Source organism: Candidatus Desulfatibia sp. (genome assembly GCF_036446775.1).
In the GTDB taxonomy this organism is placed as follows: Bacteria; Desulfobacterota; Desulfobacteria; order Desulfobacterales; family UBA11574; genus Desulfatibia_A.
Map to the genome: position 1 here is coordinate 1 of NZ_JAZFTO010000325.1, position 23,149 is coordinate 23,149.

The following is a 23,149-nucleotide window of genomic DNA, read 5'->3' on the forward strand; positions in this document are numbered from 1 at the left end:
CCCGCAGAAGACCGAAGGGTTTTTCCTGAAAGGATCAAACTCCCTGGATTGGGGCATGAAAAACAGACTGGCGCGGATCTTCAGTCCTGAATCCGGCCGCACGGTTATGTTAGCCATCGATCATGGCTATTTTCAAGGGCCGACCACGGGCCTGGAACGTATAGATATCAATATTCTGCCCCTGGCACCATACGCTGATTCCCTGATGCTGACCCGCGGAATCTTAAGAAGTATTGTGCCGCCCTCTATCAAAAAGCCCATCGTTCTCAGGGCCTCGGGCGGAACCAGTATTCTCAAGGAGCTTTCCAACGAAGAGATTGCCGTTGATATAGAGGATTCGATACGCCTGAATGTTTGCGCCATGGCAGTGCAAGTATTTATCGGCGCTGAGTATGAAAAGGAGTCGATTACCAATATGACGCGTTTAGTGGATATGGGGATTCGTCACGGTATTCCTACGCTGGCTGTGACCGCCGTGGGCAAGGATATGGCTCGTGATGCGCGTTACTTCAGGCTGGCCACCCGGATCTGCGCTGAATTAGGGGCCCATATCATCAAAACGTACTATATTGAAGAGGACTTTGAAACTGTTACCGCTTCCTGTCCGGTTCCGATTGTGATGGCCGGCGGCAAAAAACTTCCTGAGCTGGATGCTCTTACTATGGCTTACAATGCGGTTCAGCAGGGAGCCAGCGGCGTGGATATGGGACGCAATATATTCCAGTCGGAAGCGCCGATTGCAATGATCCAGGCCGTGGGAGCCGTGGTTCACAATAACGAAAAACCGGATAAAGCCTTCGATCTTTATAACACCATAAAGCACGAATTGTCCCAGTCTTAAAGCGGGACAGGCTGGAATCAAAAAACATTTGCCACCAAGGCACAAAGGCACAAAGAATATATTTTATTATGTTTTTCTTCGTGTCTTGGTGTCTTTGTGGCTGGAAAAAATCAAAATGATTCTCAAACATGTGGCGCTTGTCTGCGGTTCAAAAGAGAATAGCGATAAGTTTTATGAACAACTTTTGGGTCTAAAAGAAGTAAATACGAAGATTCTTCCCCGCGAGCTTTCCAGACAAATTTTTGATCTGGATTCAGAATTGGAAATCATAAATTACGCTGATGAGAACCTTCATTTTGAAATTTTTATCAGTGATCGGGAAAGCTCTGGTGCTACAAAAAAGGATAAAAGGATTGAGCACGTTTGCATTGAAATCGAAGATATGGCAGCGTTTTTAAAAAAATGTCATTCTATGGGAGTAAAAATCCTGCAAATTCCAAAAGGGGATAAGCTGCTGGTATTTATAAAGGATTATGACGGCAACCTGTTTGAGATAAAAGCAAAAACTGTAATAATTCAGCCACCAAGGCACTAAGACACTAAGATTATTACATGCAAAAGTCATTTGTCACTGGAGTGCTGCGCTTGAGGAGCACTTCGCTTAAGGGGGAAAAACTTTTTTATCAATACCCCTCAAGGCCGCCAGGCCGCTCCTCAAACGAAGTGCTCCTCAAACGAAGTGCTCCTTCAAGCGTAGCGGCCTTTTCCCCCCCCTTCTTTGTGTCTTCGTGGCTGAACGGTTACCAAAAACTTAGTGTCCAATTCAGAAATGAGCAATTTTTGTCCTGATCAAGGCCGCACAAGGGTTTTCGCCCGAGGCGTACGGCAGTACGTCGAGGGCGGAAACCCGCGGAGAACGCCGAGCAGGGCAAAAAGGGCCATTTATGGATGGACACTAGATGCGGCCACCGCTCCATCTCAACTTCGCTTTGAGGACATCAAAATAGGTTTGCTCCGGCATGGTGATCATGTTGACGGGATAGGGTCCTTTGCTGATAATGATGGTATGGTCTTCATTGATCTCGAAGCCGGCCTGGCCGTCAAATGTCAGCATCAGATTCGTTGACTTTTTGGCAGGCCTGATTTTGATGCTGGCGGAGTCAGAGACGATCAGCGGCCGGTTGGTCAGGGTAAATGGGCATATGGGGGTTATAATAATACCAGGCACTTCAGGATGGACAATCGGCCCGCCGGCAGCCAGCGAGTAAGCGGTGGATCCGGTGGGGGTTGCGACAATGAGACCGTCAGCACTGTAGGTCGTAATATAATGGTCGTTGATATATGTGTCTATATGCGCCAGCCGGGCGAGGGCGCCCTTGTTGATGACAATATCGTTGAGCACGGTTTCATAACCAAGGTCACTGTCTGCATGCATGACTTTGACTTGGAGGCGCATGCGGGGTGTTATTGTAAACGCATCATTTAAAATGTCTTCAGCAGCAGAAAACAGGTCTTCGGCTGCGGTTTCCGCCAAGAAACCGACTTCCCCGAACTTGACGCCGATGATCGGGATATCCTGATCTCCGATCCAGCGCACCGCACTCAGAAAGGTGCCGTCGCCTCCCAATACGAAAATGCAGAAAAGGTCCGGCGGGGCAAGGGGGCTGTCATTTTCTGTAAAAGTGCGGCGCGGAGGCAAATTTTCTTTTCTGACCACATCGATATTTTTTGATCGCAGCCAATGTTCAAGTCCATCGGCTGTCTTAACAGCCTCAGGATCCGGTTTGACGACAATCCCTATCTTTTTCACGGCTGAGTGACTCCTTGTATCTTCTACCTAAATTGATCCCGCAGCTTGAACAACAGTGGTAAAAAGGCCGAAACTCACATCTGCGCACCATCGCCATAGCTGTTTTGGCGCGTCGGTGACTTTTTATAGCGCAGAGAAGCTGCCGATGGTTTGGCGCTGCGGGAGTTTTATAAAATCGCAATACGATTTTATTACAAATATCTTAATCAAACAGCAAGTTGTTTTTGAAAATAAAGCATCGTAATTCTTTTAGCTTGACTCAACATTTTCATATCTTTATAAATAGCTTTATAAGATTGGCATAAGATGGGTGTTTTATTAACAAAATTACAGAGGAGGAAAATACTATGATGAAGAATTGTTTTGGTAAACTTTTTGTTGCGGTTTTTATCACCGCCTTTATGGTGATGACAATGCCTGGACCGGGCTTTGCCGCCGGTGTGATCAAGATAGGTGTTGCCGGACCCCACAGCGGGGACCTCGCTTCTTACGGCATTCCGACTGTTAAAGCCGCCGAGCTGGTGGTCAAGGACATCAATGCTAAAGGCGGCGTCCTAGGTAAAAAGATTGAGCTGATTGTGGAGGACGACGTCTGTAAGCCGGAAGTAGCTAACAATACGGCCACCAAACTGGCGTCCCAGAATGTTCCGTTCGTTATCGGCCACATTTGCAGCGGAGCTACCAAAGCGGCTCTGGGAATCTATAGAGAATCAAAGATCCTGGCGATTTCTCCTTCGGCCACAAATCCGGCCCTGACACAAAGCGGCGACTATCCTAACTTTTTCCGTACCATTGCTTCCGACGATGCCCAGGCAAAACTTGAAGTCGATTTTGCTCTGGACGTATTGAAGGTAAAAAATATCGCCGTGCTGCATGACAAAGGTGATTACGGCAAAGGACTGGCGGAGTTCGCCAAAAGCTTTCTGGAAAAAGACAAAAGGGCCAAGGTTGTTTTGTACGAAGGAATTACCCCGGGTGCGGTAGATTATTCCGCGATTGTTCAGAAAATAAAGCGCTCTAAGGCCGAAGCCGTGATTTTCGGCGGATATCACCCCGAAGCTTCCAAGATTGTAACTCAGATGCGCAAAAAGAAGATGAAGATCATTTTCATTTCCGACGACGGTGTCAAGGATGACACCTTTATCAAAATTGCCGGCAAATATGCTGAAGGTGTTTATGCCACCGGGCCTAAGGACGTGTCAAAGAATCCCTTGGCGATTTCTGCCAAAGAAGCCCACAAAAAGGCATACGGGAAAGATCACGGTGCATTCTACCTCGAGGCTTATTCAGCCACACTGGCCCTTCTTAACGCTATAGAAAAGGCCGGTTCCACGGATTATGGTGCTGTTTCTAAAGCTCTTAGAACCGAATATGTTGAAACGCCGATTGGGAAAATCCGTTTTGATAACAAAGGGGATGCTACCGGTGTCGGCTTCTCCATGTACCAGGTACAAAACGGCGTATATGTCGAAGTTAAATAGCATCTGAATAAAATAATTATCAAGGGCAGGCATTGAATGGCTGCCCTTGATTTGTTATAGCCCTGGGTATGTAGCTTAACAATTTGAATTTATTGCATTCCGGAGTCTAAAAACATAATTACTTAATATGGAGTATTTTCTTGAGCTTTTTTTGAGCGGGTTGACGCGCGGCAGCATTTATGCCCTGATTGCCCTGGGCTATACCATGGTTTACGGCATTATCGAACTGATCAATTTTGCCCATGGTGAAATATATATGATCGGTGCCTTTACCGCCCTGATTGTCGCCAGTGTTCTTACGCTGTTGGGCTGGAATCAGATTGCCATCATTTTGCTGGCATCCCTTGTGGCGGTTATTTATTCGTCTGCGTATGGCTATACCGTCGAAAAATTAGCCTATCAACCCCTGCGCGGTGCTCCCCGCCTGTCGGCGCTGATAAGTGCCATCGGCATGTCTTTGTTCCTTCAAAACTATGTGCTTCTGGCGCAGACATCCGATTTTATGCCCTTCCCCAGCCTTATCCCTGAATTTAAATTCATGGAGCCTTATGAACATATTGTCAGCTCGTCGGAGATCGTTATCCTCGCAACAACGGCCCTGGTGATGGTTTTGCTGACATTTCTGATCAAGTTTACCCGGATGGGCAAGGCCATGCGGGCAACGGCCCAGGACCGGGAGATGGCCATGCTGGTGGGCGTCGATGTTGACCGGATTATCTCCTTTACGTTCATTATCGGTTCGGCCACGGCGGCTCTGGGGGGAGTTTTGATTGCCTCCCATATCGGCCAGATTAATTTTTATATCGGTTTTTTAGCCGGTATAAAGGCGTTTGTGGCAGCGGTGCTGGGCGGTATCGGCAGCGTTCCGGGAGCGGTTGTAGGGAGCCTGGTGTTAGGGTGGACCGAAAGTTTTTTTACCGGTTATGTCTCCAGCGATTACGAGGATGTTTTTGCCTTTTTGTTCCTTGTTTTTATTCTCATCTTCAGACCGCAGGGAATTATGGGACGGGCAGAGACGGAGAAGGTGTGACCCCCATAAGTGCTAAGTTATTTTGATAACGGATGGACTATAAAAAAATGAACATCGAACATCGAACGTCCAACATCGAATGATGAATAAAAAAACGAATGAAATTAAATTGCAGAGCGGAGCGACATCATTATTCGATGTTCAACGTTGGACGTTCGATGTTCGATGTTCAGTCTGTTCGACGTTCATCTTTCAAAACAATTCCGTACGGCATAAATGTAACCTGCTGTGGTATTTTTTCTTTTCCGGTTTATCCGGGTTGGGATTTGCGAATTGATTAGCGCTCGAGAAATAAAAAGATCAATTTTAGTATCAATCTGGTTCATGTTTCTGACCTTTCCCATTATGGTCATCCAGGTCAACACCATTGAAAATATCGTGGTCTGGCGCTGGAAAAACATGCTGATGGTGGGCATCGGAATTTTTTTACTTTCTTTTGTCTGGCGTTATTTGATCAAACGCAAGGAAATCGGAAAGAAAAAGGCTGAAGCCGGAGAACTGGTTAAGCCGCCAATCACCCTGCGAGTTTTGAAAGAGCCCAAATTTTATATCCCGGCGCTGATTGTGGTTGCCGTTTTTGCAATCGTATTTCCGTTTGTATTTTCCATGTACCAGACCAATATTATGACTACGGCGCTGATTTATGTCGTCATCAGTCTGGGGCTTAACATTGTTGTGGGGCTGGCCGGTATGCTCGATTTGGGATATGTGGCCTTTTATGCTGTGGGAGCATACACCTATGCGCTTTTGAACTACCATTTCGGGTTGGGATTCTGGACGGTGCTTCCCATCGGAGCTGCCATGGGGTTTTTTTTCGGAGTGCTTTTGGGCTTTCCGGTGCTGCGTCTGCGCGGGGATTACCTGGCCATTGTCACCCTCGGGTTTGGAGAGATCATCCGACTTATTCTGGAAAACTGGAATGAATTCTCCTTCGGTCCCAGCGGAATTGCCAACATCCCCCGTCCGAGCCTGTTCGGGATACAAATGTCCCTGCACGGTGCCATCATCTATCTCTATTTTCTGATGATCGGCCTTACCCTGTTTACCATTTTTGTGGTCAATCGTCTGCAGGATTCCAGGATCGGCCGCGCCTGGATCGCCCTGCGGGAAGACGAGATTGCCTGCCAGGCCATGGGAATCGATAAGACCAAGACCAAGCTGACAGCTTTTGCATTAGGGGCTACCTGGGCCGGAATGGGCGGCGTTGTCTTTGCGGCCAAAACAACTTTTATCAATCCGGCCAGCTTTACCATCTGGGAATCGATCATTATTCTCTGTGTAGTCGTTATCGGAGGTAAGGGGTCGATCATCGGAGTCATTCTCGGAGCGTTGATTTTGATTCTTTTACCGGAATACCTGCGGGCGTTTTCCGAATATCGCATGCTCCTGTTCGGTGCCGTCCTGGTCGTCATGATGGTCTTTCGTCCGGGCGGGATTATCAGTGATGTGCGGCGTATCTATCGGTTTGAAGAACGCAAAACAGCAGCGCATTAGAGCAACTTCGCCTCTCAGGATCTTATTCCGCCTAAGCGGGAGCAAATTGGCGAGGCTACGTGATACTGGATACTGGATACTGGATAAAGACGAGGAATCGCTTCGCTCTATTTTTTTAAGTAAATAGCCAAAGTTCCTAATAATATCCAGTATCCAGTATCCAGAGACCAGAATCCAGCATCCGATGCTGCTTGGACTCAGTAAGTTGCAAATAAATGAGATAAAATTCAAGACTTTGAACTAAATCTCTGATTAAGATTATGGAACCTATCTTAGAAGTTAAGACGTTGACCATGGACTTCGGGGGCCTGCGGGCTCTGGATAACCTGGATCTGGCCATTTATCAGGGCGAGATCGTAGCCCTCATCGGTCCCAACGGCGCCGGGAAAACCACATTTTTCAACTGCATAACCGGACTTTTTTCTCCGACTAAAGGCGAGATGCTGATTGCGCCGCCCGGGAAAAAGCACAAAAAGCTCAATGGATTGAAACCCAACATTGTCACCGCCAACGGTTTGGCCCGCACGTTCCAGAACATCCGCCTGTTTCCCAATATGACGGTGCTTGAAAATGTGATGATCGGCCGCCACTGCCGCCTGTCAGCGGGAATTTTAGGTGCCATCTTCAGAAACAGAGCGACTGTGCTGGAAGAAGAAAAGGTGGTTGAAGAAAGCTATGCCATGCTCAAAAAGATCGGCCTGGACGCGTATGTCAATGAGTTCGCTAAAAATCTTCCCTACGGTGCCCAGCGCCGTTTAGAGATCGCCCGGGCCATGGCAACCGATCCCTTTATTCTTCTTTTAGACGAGCCGGCGGCGGGAATGAACCTGCAGGAAACCCGGGAACTTGATGAGTTGATTGTCAAAATCCGGGACGAGGAAGGTATTTCCATCCTGTTGATCGAACACGACATGAAGCTGGTGATGAGCCTTTCGGACCGGATTTATGTTGTGGACTACGGCAGGAAAATCGCCCAGGGCACGCCGGAGGAGATCAAGAACAATCCCGCCGTAATAAAGGCCTACCTCGGAGAAGACATCGATGCTTAAGCTAAAAAATATTAACACGTTTTACGGCAACATTCAGGCCTTGAAAGGTGTAAGCATGGAAATCTCGGAAGGTGAAATAATCACGCTGATCGGGGCCAACGGCGCCGGCAAGTCCACAACCCTTATGTCGATTTCGGGTGTGGTCCCGCCCAGGTCGGGCCAAGTTTATTTCATGGACAGGCCGATTCACACCATGAGTGCCAATCAAATCGTTTCCCTGGGCATCAGTCAGGTCCCCGAAGGACGCCGTATTTTTCCATACCTTACCGTACTGGAAAACCTGGATATGGGAGCTTTTTTGAGAACCGACAAGGACGGTATCAAAAAAGATATGGAAGATATCTTCGATCTTTTTCCGATCCTGGCCGAAAGACGGCACCAGGCCGGCGGCACCCTCAGCGGCGGAGAACAGCAGATGCTGGCCATCTCGCGGGCACTGATGGCCCGACCAAAGCTCCTTTTATTAGATGAGCCTTCTTTGGGACTGGCGCCCCTGGTTGTCAAACAGATTTTTGAGATCATCAGAAAAATCAATACGGAAAGCAATACCACCATATTGCTTGTGGAGCAAAACGCCAATTTGGCCCTCAAAGTTGCTCACAGAGGGTATGTAATGGAAAACGGCCGGATCACGCTTTCCGACTCCGCCGACAGACTCCTCGAAAACGAAGACGTTAAACGGGCCTACCTGGGGTTGTAGGTTCAGGGTTCAGGGGTTCAGGGTTCATAAGTGCAATGTTTTTTGCCCCGGATGGACTGTGGAAGGTTTACTGAAAAAGATGAACATCGAACATCGAACATCCAACATCGAATGGTGAATGAGAAAAAATGAAGAAACAGACTTATGACCTGGAAGAAAGGTTGCTCGAGTATTCGGTGCGAATTATAAAGATCGTTGAACAGCTGCCAAACACCAGAGTAGGCAACCATGTTGCAGGGCAATTGCTAAGATCGGGAACTTCGCCTTATCCGAACCATGGTGAAGCCCAGGCAGCGGAATCCCCAAAGGACTTTATCCATAAGCTTCGTATATCATTAAAGGAATTTAGGGAAACCCAGAGATGGTTAAAACTCATTCAGCGTGTACCATTAATTAAAAAACCTGAACTACTAAATGATATTTTAGAGGAAACAGAAGAATTAATTAAGATTTTCGTTACGAGTATCAAAACGGCTGAAAAGAAAAAGAAATAGTCATTCAGGGACGGATGAACATCGAACATCGAACGTCCAACAACGAATGGTGAATGAAAGAAAAAGGACGAATGAAATTAAATTGCAGAGCGGAGCGACATCATTATTCGATATTCAACGTTGGACGTTCGATGTTCGATGTTCAGTCTGTTCGGGGTTCAGGGGTTCAGAGGTAACCCTGAACCTGTGAACGCTTACGACGTTTTTTGGAGTTCTTGAAGGCGGCGGCTGAGTTTAACCGGGTAAGCGATATGATCTTCAATCGATTTGTAGCGGTCATCCAGTGAGGAGAAGTTCTTTTTAAATCTCTCCTGAACAGCCTGAAGGGCAGGGTGTGCGCGCAATATCTTGCCGTCTGCCATAACCTTTTCCAGCAGGGGCCGGCCGTCTTGCATGCTTTCATTTCTAAGTCCGATGATATCTTCCAAATAGCGCCCCTCTCGATCTGACTTTCTAAAAACCTGCTTTTCACCTGCCAGAGTACTCTTGCCGGGACTCAGCTTCCTGACATTACGCTTATTAAACCGGACCATTTTGTAAACAATATCAACATAGGGCGCATCGGCAGAAACCCCGACTTTGGTGCCGACTCCGAAGGCATCGATCCGGGCACCTTGGGAAACGACCTTGGCGATTTTAAACTCGTCAAATCCGCTGCTGGCAAAGATCTTTACAGCGTGAAGTCCGGCATCATCCAAGATTTTGCGAACTTTTCGGCTCAAGCCCGCCATGTCTCCGCTGTCAAGGCGCACACCGATGAGGGCCTGTCCCCTTTGTTTCATTTCTTTGGCAACGGCCGCGGCGTTTTGGGCGCCTGCAAGGGTGTTATAGGTGTCGATCAGAAAGATGGAATGATTCGGAAATGTATCGGCATACGCGGCGAAGGCCTCGAGTTCGCTGTCAAAGGCGGATATATAAGAATGGGCCATGGTTCCGGAGACGGGGATGCCGTATATTTTGCCGGCCAGCACATTGCTGGTCCCCTCAAACCCGGCTAAAAACGTGCTGCGGGCAACCTTGATCCCGGCATCCCGGCCCTGGGTTCTCCGCAGAGAAAAGTCTATCAGCGGCCGGCCGGCGGCGGCGTGGAAACACCTGGCTGCTTTGGAGGCAATCATGGTCTGAAATCCAACGGTATTGAGCAGAAAGGTCTCTAAAAGCTGGGCTTCAATGATCGGTGCGGTGATTTCAATGACCGGCTCATCGGCAAAGAAGATCGTGCCTTCGGGCAGGGCGTAAACCTGCCCGCTAAAACGGAGTTGGGTCAGGTATGCCAGAAAGTCTGCTGCAAAACGACCGGTTGTCTGAAGATAGTTTAGGTCTTGGGCGGAAAAGCGAAACGATGCCAGTTCATCCAGAACTTGCTCAAGGCCCGCGGCAACAAAAAAATTTCTCTCGGCGCGATAGGGCCTTATGTACAGCGAGAAGGTTGCCGGAGCAAAAACCCGGTTAGCGTAATAGCTGGCGGCCATGGTCAGCTCATAAAGGTCTGTAAAAAGAGGGCCGGCTCGGTGTACTGTTGTCATGAAACATCAGCTCCGTAAATCTTTTCCATGCGTTTCAAACTGAACTGGTGAGCCTCGGGGTCAAAATCAGCAACCCCTTTGATGGGTACATTGACTTTGTAATCCCGGTTTACAAGACCGCCGACGGTATCCATCACGCAAATGGACGTGCATACACCCACCGTCTCAACCTCTTCTATTCCGGCGGATGCAAGCACGTCTTCAAGGCCGGTTCTAAAAAAACCGCTGAAGCGTTTTTTGGGCAGGACGGCTTCCCCGGGCAGAGGGGCCAGTTCTTTGATAATTTCACTGCCCCATGAACCTGTGACAGAGTGCTTGGGGAATTTATCGAACTCCTTGTCGTCTTCATCGTGCGAGTCTTGCAGATAGATCACAAGGTCATCTCGATCTCTGAATGACTTAAGCCTTTGCTGAATAAAGGGCACAATGGGCAGCACGGTGTCGCCGCAGTAAAGCGCGCCATTTTTGTCAATAAAATCGTTTAACATGTCAATGATGATCAGAGCTTTTCCAGGCATGGTCGTCTCCTTTTGGTCCTTACAGTTTGATGGCGTCGTAAAAAGTCCCATCTACTGCGTTGTAGTATTTTTTCAGACACTCGGCATACTACATGTATGGCCTCGCGCCTGAAAAAATACTACGCCTTGTATATGAACCTTTTTACTTAGCCATCTATAGTTTAATTCGTGACTTTTTACGAGATCATCACAGTTTGCTGAGTATAATAAAATATGAGTTACAATATAAAATATCAATACAATTTTCTAAAAGTGGTATATCCTTGACGAAATAAGTGATTTAGAGCAATTTGCATTGCAGATACTTTCTTATAAAAAAATTGTTTTGATCGTTATAATTTGCGCAGTGTTAGAGTTCATAAATTTTCTCATAAAAGACAAAAGTTTATGATAGCCTATTGCCTCCAAGATGCGGACATCGTCTTTTTTAAAATAGGTTCCCATGAAAATTTTTACCGTGAACTAAAAAAATATCTCAGGGAGGTGGGATTATGATTACTGCTATGGGTAAAGAATTCTTATATAATTGTCGATATTAACAAGCATGATATAAGATAATTATATGGGGGGATGTCATGATATCCAAAGGAAAGGAAAAAGAGGTACTGGATAAAAGAATTATGGCTGCAAGACAGTCAGCAGGTTTTTCCATTACCAAAGCGGCTCAAAAACTGGGGTTTAAAAACTATCAGACTCTTTCCGCCATTGAAAAAGGTGCAAGGAATATAAATGCCCATGAATTAATTATGATGGCTCGTTTATATGGCAGGAGTCTGGAATATTTCCTGGAATCCGCCGTTGCTCCCGATCCTGTGCCTTTGTGGAGAAAGGAAAAAAAACAGACGTAAATCAAATACAGCGCCAATTTCTTTCTTTTCTGGAAAATTACAGTAACCTGGAACATCTGCTTGGCCTCAAACGGCGATGGAAAGATGTCCAGAAAAATTATGATAGGGATGATTTTTCTGTCGACGGCTTTGAACGGGCCGATAAACTTGGCGCTGAAATTCATAATCTTCTCGACCTGGGTTCTCGACCTGGGTTCTCGCCCTTCCTTTAATCTGCTTAACGTACTCGAAAATAAGCTTCGTTTCAAAATCCTTCATTTGTCTTTGAGAATGGGTGTCTCCGGTGCCAGTGTTGTGGATAACACTATGGGGGTTGGCATACTCATTAACGCTAAGGGTGCGCCATGGAGAAGAAATTTTGATCTGGCACATGAGTTATTTCATATTATAACCTGGGATGTTTTCTCTCCTGAAGAAATTGGTAATGGTACAATAAAAACCCGGCCGGAACAATACGCGGACAGCTTCGCTTCAAGTCTGCTTTTACCTGAGGCTCACCTTATCGATACACTCAAAGAAACAGCTACCGACAATGAAATCAGAGTCATCGATACCATTGAACTCGCCAAGGAGTTCGATGTCTCAACGGAAGCAATCCTTTGGCGGCTTGTCAACCTGAAAAAACTTAAGAAATCCCAGGCCCTAAAAGTCCTTGATAACCCTAAATTTCGTGATCTTGATCGCAATATGCGCCCAAAGTTGTATAACAGCGACAGGCCCCCCAAGTTTCCTTCAAAATTCACATTTCTTGCTTGCAGATGCTTGATGGAAAGCAAAATATCAAGAGGCACTTTTGCCGCATACCTGGAGATAGACCGGGCTGAAATAGACGACTATCTGGAAGCCGCAGGATTTGTGGAAGGAAACTATGCGAAAATTGCTGCTGCTTGATGCCGATGTTGTCATTGATCTCCATGCTCTTGGTTTGTTCGAAAAAATAAGCAACCCCTATGATATTTATTGTAATATATAGAAACCACTGATATTGTTAATGGAAGAGTCTTGTATATTTGAATATTTAAGAATTCAACACACTAATGTTATCTGATCTTATATAGTGAGAAAATTCTTAATTTATATAATATCCATTGTTGTGAGGTAAATGATGACAAAACCTAAAGTATATTTGGATACGACTGTTCCAAGCGCTTATTATGATGATCGAACACCAGACCGGCAACGACTCACAAGACAGTTTTGGACCGAAAGTTTGCCAAATTTCGAGGTTGTCATATCAACAATAGTCCTAATGGAGATTCTCGATACACAGGATGCTGAAAGGCGTGATAATATAAAAGGGCTTGTAGATACTTTTGAGGTTCTGGATTTTGACGAAGAGGCTTATGAGCTTGCTCAAGAATACGTAAAGAGAGGTATTTTCCCAGAAAAATACACATCTGATGCCAACCACGTAGCGATTGCTGTCGTAAACGGTATTGGTTATTTTGCCAGCTGGAATTTTAAACATGTTGTCAAGGTAAATACACGCCGGAAAGTTAACTTGGTCAATGCGTTGTTAGAGTTTCAGCCGATCGAGATTATAGCACCCCCCGAGTTATAGGAGGTAATTATTATGCTAAGCTTAACAGAAAATGAGAAAAAACAACTCTTAGAGGACGTCCGAAAAGAATTTCCTGACGATGAGATGATGCAGGAAATTCATTATTCACGTTTATTGCATTATTTCCAAACCAAGGATTTACCGCCACACGAACGAGTTAAATTTTTCAACCTTTTGGATAAAATGCCGCATTAATAATCGTAATTACCGGCGACAGATAATAAAGGTGTGAAGATGGACGGGCTATATCCTGCGGTCTCGAGCATTAATTCTTTTTTTGATCACTAGTGCTTTTTCCACGTTTCGGGTATGTAACCGCCCGCCACTTATACCTTGGTTAAGCGAAGATTTCTAAGGAGAGAATAATATGTATGAATATATTGATGGAGATAAAATCGTCCATAGTACAATAGAAAGTGGAGAGGATCTTATTATCAAAGATCAATGGAAGAGAGAATATCATTTCAAGATTGCATCATTTCCTCTGCCAACAGGACTGGCCTCAGAAGCAATAGAGGTGAAAGAAGATAATGTACCAGGATATATATTCAACATCCTTTCAGATTTTGATACAGATCCCGAAATTGCAAAAGAAAGGCTTATAAGGAAGATCAAAAGGGGAATAAATCGACGACACCTTAAAAAAAGAAAGGGCAATTGGGAGATCGGTGGAAAAAACATGCTTCGGGGTAGAATTGAGTGGAACGATGATTTTTCTGACACCGAATATGACAGGGTATTTGTTATCGACGGCAAGAGAATTACAATTGAAGAATTTGGACGAATGTTTGAACCTTGGGAAGGATGGCATTTCCAGTTTAAAATTTTAGATCGTTGCGATGATGATACATAAAAGCATGCAACAGGGAACATGATTGAAACATCGGATTATTAGCATCTTGGATGGGAATGAATTGTAGAACCTTTCGAAATAGAGATGTTTGGAATGCTTTTTCTTTATTTGGCGTCAGGGCTTGAATTGTGAACAAAGTCAAATAGTCGACAATTCGAGATTTATTGCTGGCAAGCTTCATTTCGTATTCAAAAACTACTCATTTAATCAAGAGGCAAGAAACTATACACGATAGATGTTGGGTGTTGTTTCTTAAATTGTAAATATCATAACTTAATCACTATTCAAGACGCGACACCATTTTCCTTTCACTCAAATCGAATCTTTCGGTTGCGTCGATACAATGGTAAAAGCCATGAACATACAAACACGATTGAAGAAGACACATTCTATGATTTCCACATTCATCAAGCCACGGAACGCTATCAAATGATCGGTGCCCGTGAGGACACATTTGCTGAACCGACAGACAAGTTTTCTGATTTTTATGAAGCTATTTCCTGTATGATAAAGGACTGTAATTTTGAGGTCCCTGTTGATCCACAATGGCATGCAAGAAAAAAACCGCTAAAAACCGATTGAGCAATATGATCACAAGAGGAAAAAGCGGATAAACAATCCGCCGGTCGGCTTGGAGACTCCAGATACCGACAAAGAGATGTTTAGTGTTGTATCTTGAATTGTGAACATCATCACTTAATCACTATTCAAAACGCGACACCATTTTCTGCCTTGTTTGATGGTTCTTGATATTCTGATCGAGGGTTAATCGGATGGCACATGTATGGTCTGTCTTGTCGGAGCAAGGTTAGGAGACTGTCCGGGAATACTCTTCTGCTGCGTGCAGCGGTGAATTATTGTGTGATTCAACCTGTGCAAAAATTGCACAAATTGCCAAGGACGGCAAAAAAAGCAAGAAACCATTATGATGACATTGCGACAATTTTCTGCGGAGCCATCCACAATTCCCACCATTACCAGTTGGTATCTGGCCGATTTGAGTAAAGCACAGGGTAAGCAGGAATTATTCACTCATCAATCGCCTCAAAAACTCAAGCTTCTTCGTGAGCATGCCTTAATTGAGAGCGCCATTTCTTCGAACTGCATTGAAGGCATAAATGTTGACCTGTCCCGGATCAACACCCTTATTTTGGGAAAACCGTTTTTGAAGAACCGGGGTCCCGTGGCGATTTGGCGGAAAAAGGCCTCATGCACGACCTTTTAACCGGCAGAGTCAGGGTTCAAATTTAGAGAGGGGAATTTCAAAACATGAAGATATCGACCATACTTGATCAAATTGACCTCGGGACTATGGCTCTGCCCAAATTTCAAAGTGGATACGTCTGGAACCGTGAACAGGTGAAAGTTTAAGGAAAGGATGTTGCGAAGGTTACAAAGACTTATGGCTAAAAGATAAAAAGAGAATCAATCAAGATAACAGTGATGACCACAATGGAAAAAGCCAAAAAAGATGAGCGATTAAAAGAAATCAAGGAATTGGTAGTTTCCTTTTGCGTTGAGCATTTGAATGAGGAACTAAAGAGTTATGTCCTGAGGTTATGTGACACGTTGAATCGGAAGCGAAAGATTTCAATTGCAAGCGGAAAGAAAGAAATATGGGCGGCCTCAATTATCTATGTTATCGCCCGCCTTAATTTCTTGTTTGATTCGGAAAATGAGTTGTTTCTTTCAGCCGACACCATCTGTAATTTCTTTGGGACCAAGAAATCGACCGTTGGCAGCAAAGCGACTCAAATTGAAACAGCCTGTAATTTTGGAATTGGCGCTGAAGGTTTTTGCAGCCCTGAAATTTCAGATGCAATGACATTGGTTGAACTTCCCAATGGTTTCGTAATTCCAAAAAGTATGTTGCCTAAACCCAGGATTGTGGTTGAATTTGCCGAAGAGCAAGAGGAAGCGGAGTTCCAAAAATACATGGCTGAACAGCAGCGCCTCAAAGAACGGAAAGCAGCGGAGAAAAAGGCACGACGCACAGAAATCAATCGAAAGATTGCCGAGGATAAGACAAAGAAGAAAAAAGAGCAGGACAAGCAAATAAGCCTGTTTGATGGTTTTTAACTTGGAATTCCCCGTAGCTTGCTACGGGGATGACTCAGAAACACAATCTTTCATTAAACAGAATTTATTCCTCCATTCCAAAAGGAGACGGAGATGTCCGTAGATCATAGATTAAGTACAGAAAAGATAACTCCCGAATTAATAGACTATATTGTTGAAAAGATCGTCAAAGAAATACAGCCGGAAAAGATTATTCTGTTTGGCTCATATGCAAGGGGCGACTTTGAAAGGGATAGTGACCTGGATCTGTTTATTATCAAAGATGGAAAAGAATCGAGCCGCATAATGAGGCGGAAAGTAGATGCTCTGCTCTGGGGACGGCGATTTCCGGTAGATCTTATTGTGCGAAAACCAAAGGAAGTGGAATGGAATTTCAGAGCAAAGAATCCATTTTATCTGTATCACATCTTTAAGGATGGTAAAGTGCTTTATGAAAAAGAATGAAGAAGAAATCAAATTGGTCAAAGATTGGTTGAGTTTTGTCCGGGAAAACCTATTGTTTGCTCGCTCGGGGATGAAAGAGGACTTTGCACCTTATCATAAAATAGAGTAATAAAAACTACCAATGGCACAAACACCTGATGAAAAAACCTATGTAGAAATCCCCTTTATCGAGCAGTTAACGGGGCTGGGCTGGGACCATATAGAAGGTGATATTGATGTGCCGTATCTTACGGAGCGAGACAGCTTCCGTGATGTGCTGCTGACCGGCAGATTACGCACTGCGATTAAAAAGATCAATCTTGATGATGAAGGGAAGCCGTGGCTTGATGATGACCGGGTCAATGAAGTGGTGAGCAGGTTAGAGCGAATATAAAAATATCAAGTCTACTATTGACCCATGTCAGACAAAATATTCGGTGAAAAAGACGGCGATCCTTTACAAGTTTACCCTGTGTGGGATGATGGGTATTTGAAAAACATCAGGATTGACGAGAATTATCTCATTTTATTATTAGTAATCCCGGTTGATAAGAAAGGGGAACTATATTTATGATTTCATCGGATATAAAAAAGACTATCGTGGAATGTGCTCGTGAGTTTGATGTGAAAGCAGTATGGATTTTTGGATCTTCGCTTGAAGATGATTCTGTTGCGCGAGATATTGATTTGGCCGTTGAGGGAATTTCACCAGAGCTGTTTTTCAAATTCTATGCCCGTCTCTTTATGGCTCTTCCTAAGCCTGTTGATCTTGTAGACTTGTCACAGGACATTCCAATAGCTTCAATTATTCGTGCCAAGGGGGTTAGTATCTATGAGCGGTAAAGATTCATTTTTAGAAGATGAGCGAAAGAACATTGAAAAAGCAGTGATAATGATTGAGGATCTCACGGAAAAGACAGATCTTTCAAAATACGAGGTCATCGCACTTGGCACGCTTTTGCAAAACATATATACCGGTATCGAAGGTATCATGCGTTACCAATTGCAAAATATGGGCGTCAGAGTGCAAAAAGATGAGAACTGGCATAAGAATTTGCTAATGAAATCAAGGGAGCATGGCATTATTTCAGATGCGCAGTTTGAAGGGCTTCTTGAATTGCTACTTTTTCGTCACATGCACATGCATGGCTATGGATTTATGCTGGACGAAACACGCCTTCGAGAATTAGCCGCACCAGTGCCTGATCTTTGTGAGGGTTTTCTTAAAGATGAGAACAAATAATCAAAACCTGCCTTCAAATTTTGGAGGAGAGATCGCTCAAATTCTTGAAAAGGAAAAATATTATCGCAGTCCGAATGGAAGAATTGGTGGATAGTTGCAGTATCTGGAGGAAATCATCGAATACAGATAAAAACGGAGTTATTATGAAATCTTTTGAAAGCGTCTCATTGATGAAAAATGAAAGTGACGCCATTAAGGCAGCCATCAGGATGCTAAAAAGTGAATTGTCCATAGTAAAAATTATTCTGTTTGGATCAAAGGCTCGTGGAGACCATGACGAGTATTCAGATATCGACTTGCTTGTAGTTGCTTCCAGGTCGCTGCATTGGAAAGAGGAGAAGGCCTTGCGTCAGCGCGGGACAACCTTAAAGCGGGCAGATATCAGAATGCAGTGCGAGATGCATATTTTGCCTGTTTCCATGCTTTCTCTTCAGTACTTTTAAATGAGGGAAAAACGTTTAAAAAACATAAAGAAGTACGATCAATGCTCCACAGGGACTTTATTCGATATCATTTTCCGGGCGGGATTGCAGATTTGAAAAAAGGAAAACTTGGATGATTGGAATTCCGAGAATTTCCTGTTTACACCGTCGGCTTTAGTCTGTCGAGCTAAAGATTACAGCATCCTTATTGAAAGAAAATTAACAATGATTTGATTACGAATTCAATGGTTCTCAACATTCTTATATACCCGATTTTTTGGTCAGGCTGAAAAACGGAACTAACCTTATACTCGAAGTAAAAGGTTTTGAAGACGAGCAGGCACGTGCCAAGCATGAAGCTGCAAAGAGGTGGTGTGATGCGGTCTCCGGCTGGGGAGAGATGGGAAAATGGAAATTTGATGTATGCAAGGACCCGAAAAAACTCAGAGACAAACTGAGCAATAAATGATGTGCAAGGGATGTGGACATTTGATCCATATTTAAGGAGTTTTGGCTTGTGAAGATAACAAATTTTTTTGGCTTAGTTTTGCCGGCGCTGTTTTTCTGGGCGATCCAGTTATACCCATCCCAAGGTCTGGGCGAAAGTATTGCGGTAGTTACCAGCATATTCCCGGTGGCCGACATGGTAAGAGTAGTGGGCGAAGAGCATGTTGATGTAACCTTCATCATGCCTGCCGGCGCAAGTCCTCACACGTTTGAACCCAAGCCCAGCCTGGTAAAAAAAATAACAAGAGCACGGATTTTCTTCATGATAGGCGCCGGGCTGGAATTCTGGGCCGAAAAGTTTGTCAAGTTAGCAGGCCCCGGCCTGAAAACGGTTGTTTTGTCCGAGGGAGTTGCACTGATCCACACTACCGGAGATCATTATGAAGCGGAACACCCTTACGGCAAGCCGCATATTTCAGATCGTGAATCGTCGGTTGCCAATCCCCATATCTGGTTGGATCCTGTAATTGCCAAAGCGATGGTCGCCAAAATTGTGGTTGTGCTGAGCAAGGTTGACCGACAGCATGAAAAGTTTTATAGGCAGCAGGGCCGCAAGTACCTTAGCGAGCTGGATAAACTCGACAAGATGATCAAAGCGGAAGTGGATGTTTTCAAGATCAAAGAATTTGTTTCCTTTCATGCTTCCTGGGATTACTTTGCCCGGCGTTACGGCCTTGAACCTGTCGGTGTGATCGAGGCTGCTCCGGGAAGGAATCCAACGCCGATCCGGATCAAGAATATCGTGGACCGGATTAAACAACATAGTATTCAGGCAGTGTTTGCCGAACCCCAACTCAATCCCCGGGCCGCAGAGGTCATCGCCCAAGAAGCAAAGGTTAAAGTCCTGCTGCTTGATCCTCTGGGCGGTCCCAGGATGAAAAGACGCAGCAATTATATCGATCTGATGAAGTATAACCTGAACGTTTTACGGGAGGCCATGCAGTGAAGACCACGGCACAAGACAATGGCAATAAAAGGTCCGTCTATGTAGAGCTTGACGATGTTTGGGTCGCTTATGACGGGAAATGGATATTAAAAGCGATAGTCTTGCAGTGCTATGCCGGTGAAATTTTCGGCATTGTCGGCCCTAACGGCGGCGGCAAAACCACGCTGCTTAATGTTATTTTGGGGCTCGTGCGTCCTGCAAAAGGGCGCGTGAAACTGTTCGGGCACCCTCCGGGGAAAAACAGCCGGCTCGACATCGGATACCTTCCACAAATTTCCCGTGCTGATCGCTCATTTCCGGTAACCGTACTGGATGTTGTTATGATGGGTCTTTATAGCAAGTTGGGGTTTTTTAATCGGCCGGATCGCAAAAGCAAAGAAATTGCCATGAATCTGCTCTCCCGGGTAAACATGGCGGACTACGCCAAAAGACCTTTCGGAATTTTGTCGGGCGGGCAGCAGCAGCGGGTAAACATTGCCCGGGCGCTGGTCTCGAAACCGAAGCTTTTGATCCTTGATGAGCCTTCGACCGGTGTCGACAGCGTGGCTAAGGAAGACTTTTATGAACTTTTGGCCAAACTTAGAGATGAACAGGGCGTATCCGTAGTTATGGTGTCCCACGATATCGGGATGATTACTGCGCATGCCGATCGCGTTGCCTGTTTGAACATGCAGCTTCACTACCATGGTGAACCCGACTCCTGTTTTATTCCGGACGTGCAGGAGAAAGTTTATGGAAAAGACATGAAAGTTATGGTCCACGACCCCCAATGTATTACCTGCTACGATCGGCATGAAGATCATGATTGAAATTTTAAGCCTTGAATTTATGCAAAACGCCTTTATGGCCGGAACGATGCTGAGCCTGGTTCTGGCGGTGGTTTCATTCTTTGTTGTTCTGCGCCGGCTGTCATTTATCAGTGTGGGTGTCGCGCATTCAGCGTTCGGCGGCGTGGCCCTGGGGGCTCTGCTGGGCATTTCACCAACGCTGACAGCTATCGGTTTTGCAGTGGTGGTAGCCAATGCTATCGGCTACATCGGAAACCAGGGAAAACTCAGCACGGATACCGCTATCGGCATCTTTTTTTCACTTGCCATGGCGCTGGGGGTTATCTTCATCGGCATGTCGGATCAATACAATGTAGATCTATTCGGGTATCTTTTCGGCAACATCCTGGCAATCACACGCACAGATTTAGTTATTATTGCCGTACTGGGCGGGCTGGTGCTGGCATCTATGAAGCTGTTTTTCAAAGAATTGCTGTTTGTGGCCTACGACCGGGAAGTTGCATTTGTCAGCGGGATGCCGGTTGCCTTCCTCGATCATTTCTTTTTGACAATCCTGGCCCTTGCGGTGGTAATCAGCATAAAGATTATCGGCATCGTGCTTGTATCCGCGCTGCTGGTTATTCCAGGAGCGGCGGCGGCGCAAATTACCCGGCGCTATGTTGCCATGATTGCCGCTGCTATTGTTATTGCCTTGATATCTACCATCGGCGGCCTTTTAATTTCTTATTACGCCGACCTTGCTTCCGGCGCAACCATTGTCATTCTGGCGTCGGCAATTTTTTTCTTAACATTTGCCGTCAGCCAGATCCGCAAGTGACCAGTGAAAGAGGAGTAAAATGTGAAGTTAGGAAGTAGTCTGATTCAATTTTCTATCAAGAAACCCAAATTGGTCATCGCCATTATGGTGCTGGTCACCCTTATTCTTGGCGCCATGATCAGCAAGGTGCGAGTTGATACCGACCCGGAAAACATGCTCTCCGAGCATGAAGCCGTGCGGATTTTTCACAACCAGGTCAAAAAAGAGTTTTCACTGCATGATGTGGTGGTGGTGGGAGTAGTGAACGAAACGCATCCGGATGGTGTTTTTAACCCGACTACCCTCAGAAGAGTCCGGGACCTTACCGAGTTCTCACAAAAAATGAGCGATCCCAAGGATCCGCAAAAAAGGGTAGTCAGCAGGGATGTGATAGCCCTCGGAAATGTAGATACCATCGAGCAGGCCGGGCCCGGCCGGGTGCGCTTCAAATGGCTGATGAGAAAAGTGCCTGCGACCCGCGAGGAGGCCCTCAAGATCCGTGACAGTGCCATGGCCAACCCTCTGTATAAAGGGACCCTGGTATCGGAGGACGGCAAAGCTATCGGTATCTATCTGCCGATCACCTCAAAAGATTTTGCCTATCAGGTGAGGAATCGGCTGCTGGAAAAAATAGAATCTTTTGATGATGCCAATGGTGACCACTATTACATTACCGGATTGCCGGTGGCCGAGGACACTTTCGGAGTCGAGATGTTCGTGCAGATGGCGATATCGGCACCACTGGCCATGTTTGCCATCTTTCTGCTGCTGCTGTTTTTTTTCAGAAAACTTTCTTTAATTATTTCACCTATGATCATTGCCGTAATGACGGTAATTTGCACCATGGGACTGTTAATCGGTACGGGCAATACTTTGCACATTATGAGTTCCATGATTCCTATTTTTCTGATGCCCATCGCAGTGGTGGATTCCATTCACATTTTGTCGGAATTTTTTGATTCCTACCAAAAGATAAAGGATCGGAGAAAAACCCTTGAACATGTCATGGATCACTTGTTTAGGCCCATGCTTTACACCTCCCTTACATCCTCGGCCGGGTTTGCCTCTTTGGCCTTGACGCCCATTCCACCGGTGCAGGCTTTTGGACTTTTTGTTGCTTTCGGCATTATGTTGGCCTGGCTGCTGACCATACTGTTTATCCCGGCCTATGTGATGCTGATGAAGGAGGAAGGTCTGGCCGCTTTCGGGGTTGTTGCCGAATCGTCAAAAGATGGTCGGAACGGCTCGTTTCTTTCCCGGCATCTGCCCTTGCTGGGCAATTTTACGTACAGGCATGCTAAAATGATTGTGATACTGACCATGGCAATCTTGATGGGAGCCGTTTATGGTATTAGCAAGATCCAAATCAATGACAATCCGGTCAAATGGTTTAAAAAGAGTCACCCCATCCGCGTGGCGGACCGGGTTTTAAACAAACATTTCGGCGGCACTTATGAAGCCTATCTGGTTCTGGAAGGGAAAGAGCATGACTTGAGCATTGCCGAGTTAGCCGCCCGCACCAAGGATGAACTTACCGGCATTATGGCTGGCCAAACACCCGGCATAAAGCTGTCCGAGGCTGAGGTCTTGGTAGAACAGGCTGCTGACAACAGCACGACGGCAAATGGATTTATGAGTCTGCTTGTCGAGCTTTGGGAAGCAAAAATGGATACGGCCGATGATGATTCGTATTATTTATGGGCCGATGGTTTAGATATTATCGATCAGATACGGCATCGAGACCAGATCTTTAAGCAGCCAAAAGTTCTTAAGTATGTGGCGGAGCTGCAGTCCCATCTG

At 45.5% G+C, this 23,149-nt stretch carries 31 protein-coding genes and 1 pseudogene; 29 read left to right on the forward strand and 3 right to left on the reverse strand.

Features of this window, described 5'->3' with window-relative positions:
* Positions 1-841 (forward strand): 3-hydroxy-5-phosphonooxypentane-2,4-dione thiolase (lsrF, locus tag V3S16_RS15310; protein WP_413886477.1); only part of this gene is annotated, 841 nt, incomplete at its 5' end.
* Positions 842-956: 115 nt separating this feature from the next.
* Positions 957-1,376, forward strand: a complete 420-nt coding sequence (locus V3S16_RS15315; RefSeq protein WP_413886479.1) for a VOC family protein — start codon at positions 957-959, stop codon at positions 1,374-1,376.
* Between the two features lie 360 nt (positions 1,377-1,736).
* On the opposite strand, the gene V3S16_RS15320 is transcribed toward V3S16_RS15315, so the two are convergent.
* Positions 1,737-2,591 carry an NAD(+)/NADH kinase gene (locus V3S16_RS15320; RefSeq protein WP_413886481.1) on the reverse strand — a complete coding sequence of 285 codons (855 nt, stop codon included), beginning with the start codon at positions 2,589-2,591 and terminating at the stop codon, positions 1,737-1,739.
* A gap of 347 nt (positions 2,592-2,938) precedes the next feature.
* On the opposite strand from V3S16_RS15320, the gene V3S16_RS15325 reads away from it, so the two are divergent.
* The 6 genes from V3S16_RS15325 (at position 2,939) to V3S16_RS15350 (ending at position 8,839) form a co-directional block, all read left to right on the forward strand.
* The gene (locus V3S16_RS15325; protein WP_413886483.1) at positions 2,939-4,072 is read left to right on the forward strand and encodes a branched-chain amino acid ABC transporter substrate-binding protein; all 1,134 of its coding nucleotides are present in this window, start codon (positions 2,939-2,941) and stop codon (positions 4,070-4,072) included.
* Positions 4,073-4,199: 127 nt separating this feature from the next.
* Positions 4,200-5,102 (forward strand): branched-chain amino acid ABC transporter permease, encoded by a 903-nt coding sequence (locus V3S16_RS15330; protein ID WP_413886485.1) that lies wholly within the window; start codon positions 4,200-4,202, stop codon positions 5,100-5,102.
* 324 nt (positions 5,103-5,426) lie between these two features.
* Positions 5,427-6,596, forward strand: a complete 1,170-nt coding sequence (locus tag V3S16_RS15335) for an ABC transporter permease subunit (RefSeq protein ID WP_413886537.1) — start codon at positions 5,427-5,429, stop codon at positions 6,594-6,596.
* A gap of 260 nt (positions 6,597-6,856) precedes the next feature.
* A complete protein-coding gene (locus V3S16_RS15340) occupies positions 6,857-7,645 on the forward strand; it encodes an ABC transporter ATP-binding protein (protein ID WP_413886487.1) in 789 nt (262 codons plus the stop codon).
* The gene (locus tag V3S16_RS15345) at positions 7,638-8,345 is read left to right on the forward strand and encodes an ABC transporter ATP-binding protein (protein WP_413886489.1); all 708 of its coding nucleotides are present in this window, start codon (positions 7,638-7,640) and stop codon (positions 8,343-8,345) included. The genes V3S16_RS15340 and V3S16_RS15345 overlap by 8 nt, the downstream gene beginning before the upstream one ends.
* A gap of 128 nt (positions 8,346-8,473) precedes the next feature.
* Complete coding sequence (locus V3S16_RS15350; protein ID WP_413886491.1) at positions 8,474-8,839, forward strand: four helix bundle protein; 366 nt, start codon at positions 8,474-8,476, stop codon at positions 8,837-8,839.
* 194 nt (positions 8,840-9,033) lie between these two features.
* Here the strand turns inward: V3S16_RS15350 and V3S16_RS15355 are convergent, their stop codons facing one another.
* Entirely contained in the window at positions 9,034-10,365 is a 1,332-nt protein-coding gene (locus V3S16_RS15355; RefSeq protein ID WP_413886493.1) for a nicotinate phosphoribosyltransferase, read from the reverse strand.
* Positions 10,362-10,883, reverse strand: a complete 522-nt coding sequence (locus V3S16_RS15360) for a cysteine hydrolase family protein (protein ID WP_413886495.1) — start codon at positions 10,881-10,883, stop codon at positions 10,362-10,364. Before V3S16_RS15360 ends, V3S16_RS15355 begins: the two co-directional genes overlap by 4 nt.
* A gap of 339 nt (positions 10,884-11,222) precedes the next feature.
* On the opposite strand from V3S16_RS15360, the gene V3S16_RS15365 reads away from it, so the two are divergent.
* From V3S16_RS15365 to V3S16_RS15465, 21 genes and pseudogenes are all read left to right on the forward strand, one after another.
* The gene (locus V3S16_RS15365) at positions 11,223-11,378 is read left to right on the forward strand and encodes a type II toxin-antitoxin system RelE/ParE family toxin (RefSeq protein ID WP_413886497.1); all 156 of its coding nucleotides are present in this window, start codon (positions 11,223-11,225) and stop codon (positions 11,376-11,378) included.
* Between the two features lie 80 nt (positions 11,379-11,458).
* Positions 11,459-11,731 (forward strand): helix-turn-helix domain-containing protein, encoded by a 273-nt coding sequence (locus V3S16_RS15370; protein WP_413886499.1) that lies wholly within the window; start codon positions 11,459-11,461, stop codon positions 11,729-11,731.
* A gap of 84 nt (positions 11,732-11,815) precedes the next feature.
* On the forward strand, positions 11,816-12,622 hold the full coding sequence (locus V3S16_RS15375; protein ID WP_413886501.1) for an ImmA/IrrE family metallo-endopeptidase: 807 nt from the start codon (positions 11,816-11,818) through the stop codon (positions 12,620-12,622).
* 211 nt (positions 12,623-12,833) lie between these two features.
* Positions 12,834-13,292 carry a type II toxin-antitoxin system VapC family toxin gene (locus V3S16_RS15380; protein ID WP_413886503.1) on the forward strand — a complete coding sequence of 153 codons (459 nt, stop codon included), beginning with the start codon at positions 12,834-12,836 and terminating at the stop codon, positions 13,290-13,292.
* 12 nt (positions 13,293-13,304) lie between these two features.
* Positions 13,305-13,487: a hypothetical protein gene (locus tag V3S16_RS15385; protein WP_413886505.1), complete on the forward strand. Its 183-nt coding sequence runs from the start codon at positions 13,305-13,307 to the stop codon at positions 13,485-13,487.
* A 172-nt stretch (positions 13,488-13,659) separates the two neighbouring features.
* The gene (locus tag V3S16_RS15390; protein WP_413886507.1) at positions 13,660-14,145 is read left to right on the forward strand and encodes a hypothetical protein; all 486 of its coding nucleotides are present in this window, start codon (positions 13,660-13,662) and stop codon (positions 14,143-14,145) included.
* A 330-nt stretch (positions 14,146-14,475) separates the two neighbouring features.
* Positions 14,476-14,727 (forward strand): hypothetical protein, encoded by a 252-nt coding sequence (locus tag V3S16_RS15395; RefSeq protein ID WP_413886509.1) that lies wholly within the window; start codon positions 14,476-14,478, stop codon positions 14,725-14,727.
* Between the two features lie 343 nt (positions 14,728-15,070).
* Positions 15,071-15,370 carry a hypothetical protein gene (locus tag V3S16_RS15400; RefSeq protein WP_413886511.1) on the forward strand — a complete coding sequence of 100 codons (300 nt, stop codon included), beginning with the start codon at positions 15,071-15,073 and terminating at the stop codon, positions 15,368-15,370.
* A gap of 227 nt (positions 15,371-15,597) precedes the next feature.
* The gene (locus tag V3S16_RS15405) at positions 15,598-16,224 is read left to right on the forward strand and encodes a DUF6398 domain-containing protein (RefSeq protein WP_413886513.1); all 627 of its coding nucleotides are present in this window, start codon (positions 15,598-15,600) and stop codon (positions 16,222-16,224) included.
* Positions 16,225-16,317: 93 nt separating this feature from the next.
* Complete coding sequence (locus V3S16_RS15410; protein ID WP_413886515.1) at positions 16,318-16,668, forward strand: nucleotidyltransferase domain-containing protein; 351 nt, start codon at positions 16,318-16,320, stop codon at positions 16,666-16,668.
* On the forward strand, positions 16,655-16,777 hold the full coding sequence (locus tag V3S16_RS15415) for a hypothetical protein (protein ID WP_413886517.1): 123 nt from the start codon (positions 16,655-16,657) through the stop codon (positions 16,775-16,777). The genes V3S16_RS15410 and V3S16_RS15415 overlap by 14 nt, the downstream gene beginning before the upstream one ends.
* A 12-nt stretch (positions 16,778-16,789) precedes the next feature.
* Positions 16,790-17,041: a hypothetical protein gene (locus V3S16_RS15420; RefSeq protein ID WP_413886519.1), complete on the forward strand. Its 252-nt coding sequence runs from the start codon at positions 16,790-16,792 to the stop codon at positions 17,039-17,041.
* 176 nt (positions 17,042-17,217) lie between these two features.
* Positions 17,218-17,490, forward strand: a complete 273-nt coding sequence (locus tag V3S16_RS15425; RefSeq protein ID WP_413886521.1) for a nucleotidyltransferase family protein — start codon at positions 17,218-17,220, stop codon at positions 17,488-17,490.
* Positions 17,480-17,890 (forward strand): hypothetical protein, encoded by a 411-nt coding sequence (locus tag V3S16_RS15430; RefSeq protein ID WP_413886523.1) that lies wholly within the window; start codon positions 17,480-17,482, stop codon positions 17,888-17,890. Before V3S16_RS15425 ends, V3S16_RS15430 begins: the two co-directional genes overlap by 11 nt.
* Positions 17,891-18,033: 143 nt before the next feature.
* Positions 18,034-18,333 carry a nucleotidyltransferase domain-containing protein gene (locus tag V3S16_RS15435; RefSeq protein ID WP_413886525.1) on the forward strand — a complete coding sequence of 100 codons (300 nt, stop codon included), beginning with the start codon at positions 18,034-18,036 and terminating at the stop codon, positions 18,331-18,333.
* Complete coding sequence (locus V3S16_RS15440) at positions 18,282-18,449, forward strand: hypothetical protein (RefSeq protein ID WP_413886527.1); 168 nt, start codon at positions 18,282-18,284, stop codon at positions 18,447-18,449. The genes V3S16_RS15435 and V3S16_RS15440 overlap by 52 nt, the downstream gene beginning before the upstream one ends.
* Positions 18,450-18,559: 110 nt before the next feature.
* Positions 18,560-18,781, forward strand: a pseudogene (locus tag V3S16_RS15445) (hypothetical protein); the annotation flags it as partial.
* 48 nt (positions 18,782-18,829) lie between these two features.
* Entirely contained in the window at positions 18,830-19,765 is a 936-nt protein-coding gene (locus tag V3S16_RS15450; RefSeq protein WP_413886529.1) for a metal ABC transporter substrate-binding protein, read from the forward strand.
* Positions 19,762-20,574 (forward strand): metal ABC transporter ATP-binding protein, encoded by an 813-nt coding sequence (locus tag V3S16_RS15455; RefSeq protein WP_413886531.1) that lies wholly within the window; start codon positions 19,762-19,764, stop codon positions 20,572-20,574. The genes V3S16_RS15450 and V3S16_RS15455 overlap by 4 nt, the downstream gene beginning before the upstream one ends.
* Entirely contained in the window at positions 20,567-21,370 is an 804-nt protein-coding gene (locus V3S16_RS15460) for a metal ABC transporter permease (RefSeq protein ID WP_413886533.1), read from the forward strand. The genes V3S16_RS15455 and V3S16_RS15460 overlap by 8 nt, the downstream gene beginning before the upstream one ends.
* Positions 21,371-21,391: 21 nt before the next feature.
* The coding region (locus tag V3S16_RS15465; protein ID WP_413886535.1) for an efflux RND transporter permease subunit at positions 21,392-23,149 on the forward strand (1,758 nt) is incomplete at its 3' end.

Excerpts from the sequence above, each read along its gene's own strand:
- V3S16_RS15315 (WP_413886479.1), top strand. The coding sequence starts at position 957 with ATGATTCTCAAACATGTGGCGCTTGTCTGCGGTTCAAAAGAGAATAGC.
- V3S16_RS15325 (WP_413886483.1), top strand. The coding sequence starts at position 2,939 with ATGATGAAGAATTGTTTTGGTAAACTTTTTGTTGCGGTTTTTATCACC.
- V3S16_RS15330 (WP_413886485.1), top strand. The coding sequence starts at position 4,200 with ATGGAGTATTTTCTTGAGCTTTTTTTGAGCGGGTTGACGCGCGGCAGC.
- V3S16_RS15335 (WP_413886537.1), top strand. The coding sequence starts at position 5,427 with ATGTTTCTGACCTTTCCCATTATGGTCATCCAGGTCAACACCATTGAA.
- V3S16_RS15340 (WP_413886487.1), top strand. The coding sequence starts at position 6,857 with ATGGAACCTATCTTAGAAGTTAAGACGTTGACCATGGACTTCGGGGGC.
- V3S16_RS15345 (WP_413886489.1), top strand. The coding sequence starts at position 7,638 with ATGCTTAAGCTAAAAAATATTAACACGTTTTACGGCAACATTCAGGCC.
- V3S16_RS15350 (WP_413886491.1), top strand. The coding sequence starts at position 8,474 with ATGAAGAAACAGACTTATGACCTGGAAGAAAGGTTGCTCGAGTATTCG.
- V3S16_RS15355 (WP_413886493.1), bottom strand. The coding sequence starts at position 10,365 with ATGACAACAGTACACCGAGCCGGCCCTCTTTTTACAGACCTTTATGAG.
- V3S16_RS15360 (WP_413886495.1), bottom strand. The coding sequence starts at position 10,883 with ATGCCTGGAAAAGCTCTGATCATCATTGACATGTTAAACGATTTTATT.
- V3S16_RS15370 (WP_413886499.1), top strand. The coding sequence starts at position 11,459 with ATGATATCCAAAGGAAAGGAAAAAGAGGTACTGGATAAAAGAATTATG.
- V3S16_RS15375 (WP_413886501.1), top strand. The coding sequence starts at position 11,816 with ATGTCCAGAAAAATTATGATAGGGATGATTTTTCTGTCGACGGCTTTG.
- V3S16_RS15380 (WP_413886503.1), top strand. The coding sequence starts at position 12,834 with ATGATGACAAAACCTAAAGTATATTTGGATACGACTGTTCCAAGCGCT.
- V3S16_RS15385 (WP_413886505.1), top strand. The coding sequence starts at position 13,305 with ATGCTAAGCTTAACAGAAAATGAGAAAAAACAACTCTTAGAGGACGTC.
- V3S16_RS15390 (WP_413886507.1), top strand. The coding sequence starts at position 13,660 with ATGTATGAATATATTGATGGAGATAAAATCGTCCATAGTACAATAGAA.
- V3S16_RS15400 (WP_413886511.1), top strand. The coding sequence starts at position 15,071 with ATGATGACATTGCGACAATTTTCTGCGGAGCCATCCACAATTCCCACC.
- V3S16_RS15405 (WP_413886513.1), top strand. The coding sequence starts at position 15,598 with ATGGAAAAAGCCAAAAAAGATGAGCGATTAAAAGAAATCAAGGAATTG.
- V3S16_RS15410 (WP_413886515.1), top strand. The coding sequence starts at position 16,318 with ATGTCCGTAGATCATAGATTAAGTACAGAAAAGATAACTCCCGAATTA.
- V3S16_RS15415 (WP_413886517.1), top strand. The coding sequence starts at position 16,655 with ATGAAAAAGAATGAAGAAGAAATCAAATTGGTCAAAGATTGGTTGAGT.
- V3S16_RS15420 (WP_413886519.1), top strand. The coding sequence starts at position 16,790 with ATGGCACAAACACCTGATGAAAAAACCTATGTAGAAATCCCCTTTATC.
- V3S16_RS15425 (WP_413886521.1), top strand. The coding sequence starts at position 17,218 with ATGATTTCATCGGATATAAAAAAGACTATCGTGGAATGTGCTCGTGAG.
- V3S16_RS15430 (WP_413886523.1), top strand. The coding sequence starts at position 17,480 with ATGAGCGGTAAAGATTCATTTTTAGAAGATGAGCGAAAGAACATTGAA.
- V3S16_RS15435 (WP_413886525.1), top strand. The coding sequence starts at position 18,034 with ATGAAATCTTTTGAAAGCGTCTCATTGATGAAAAATGAAAGTGACGCC.
- V3S16_RS15460 (WP_413886533.1), top strand. The coding sequence starts at position 20,567 with ATGATTGAAATTTTAAGCCTTGAATTTATGCAAAACGCCTTTATGGCC.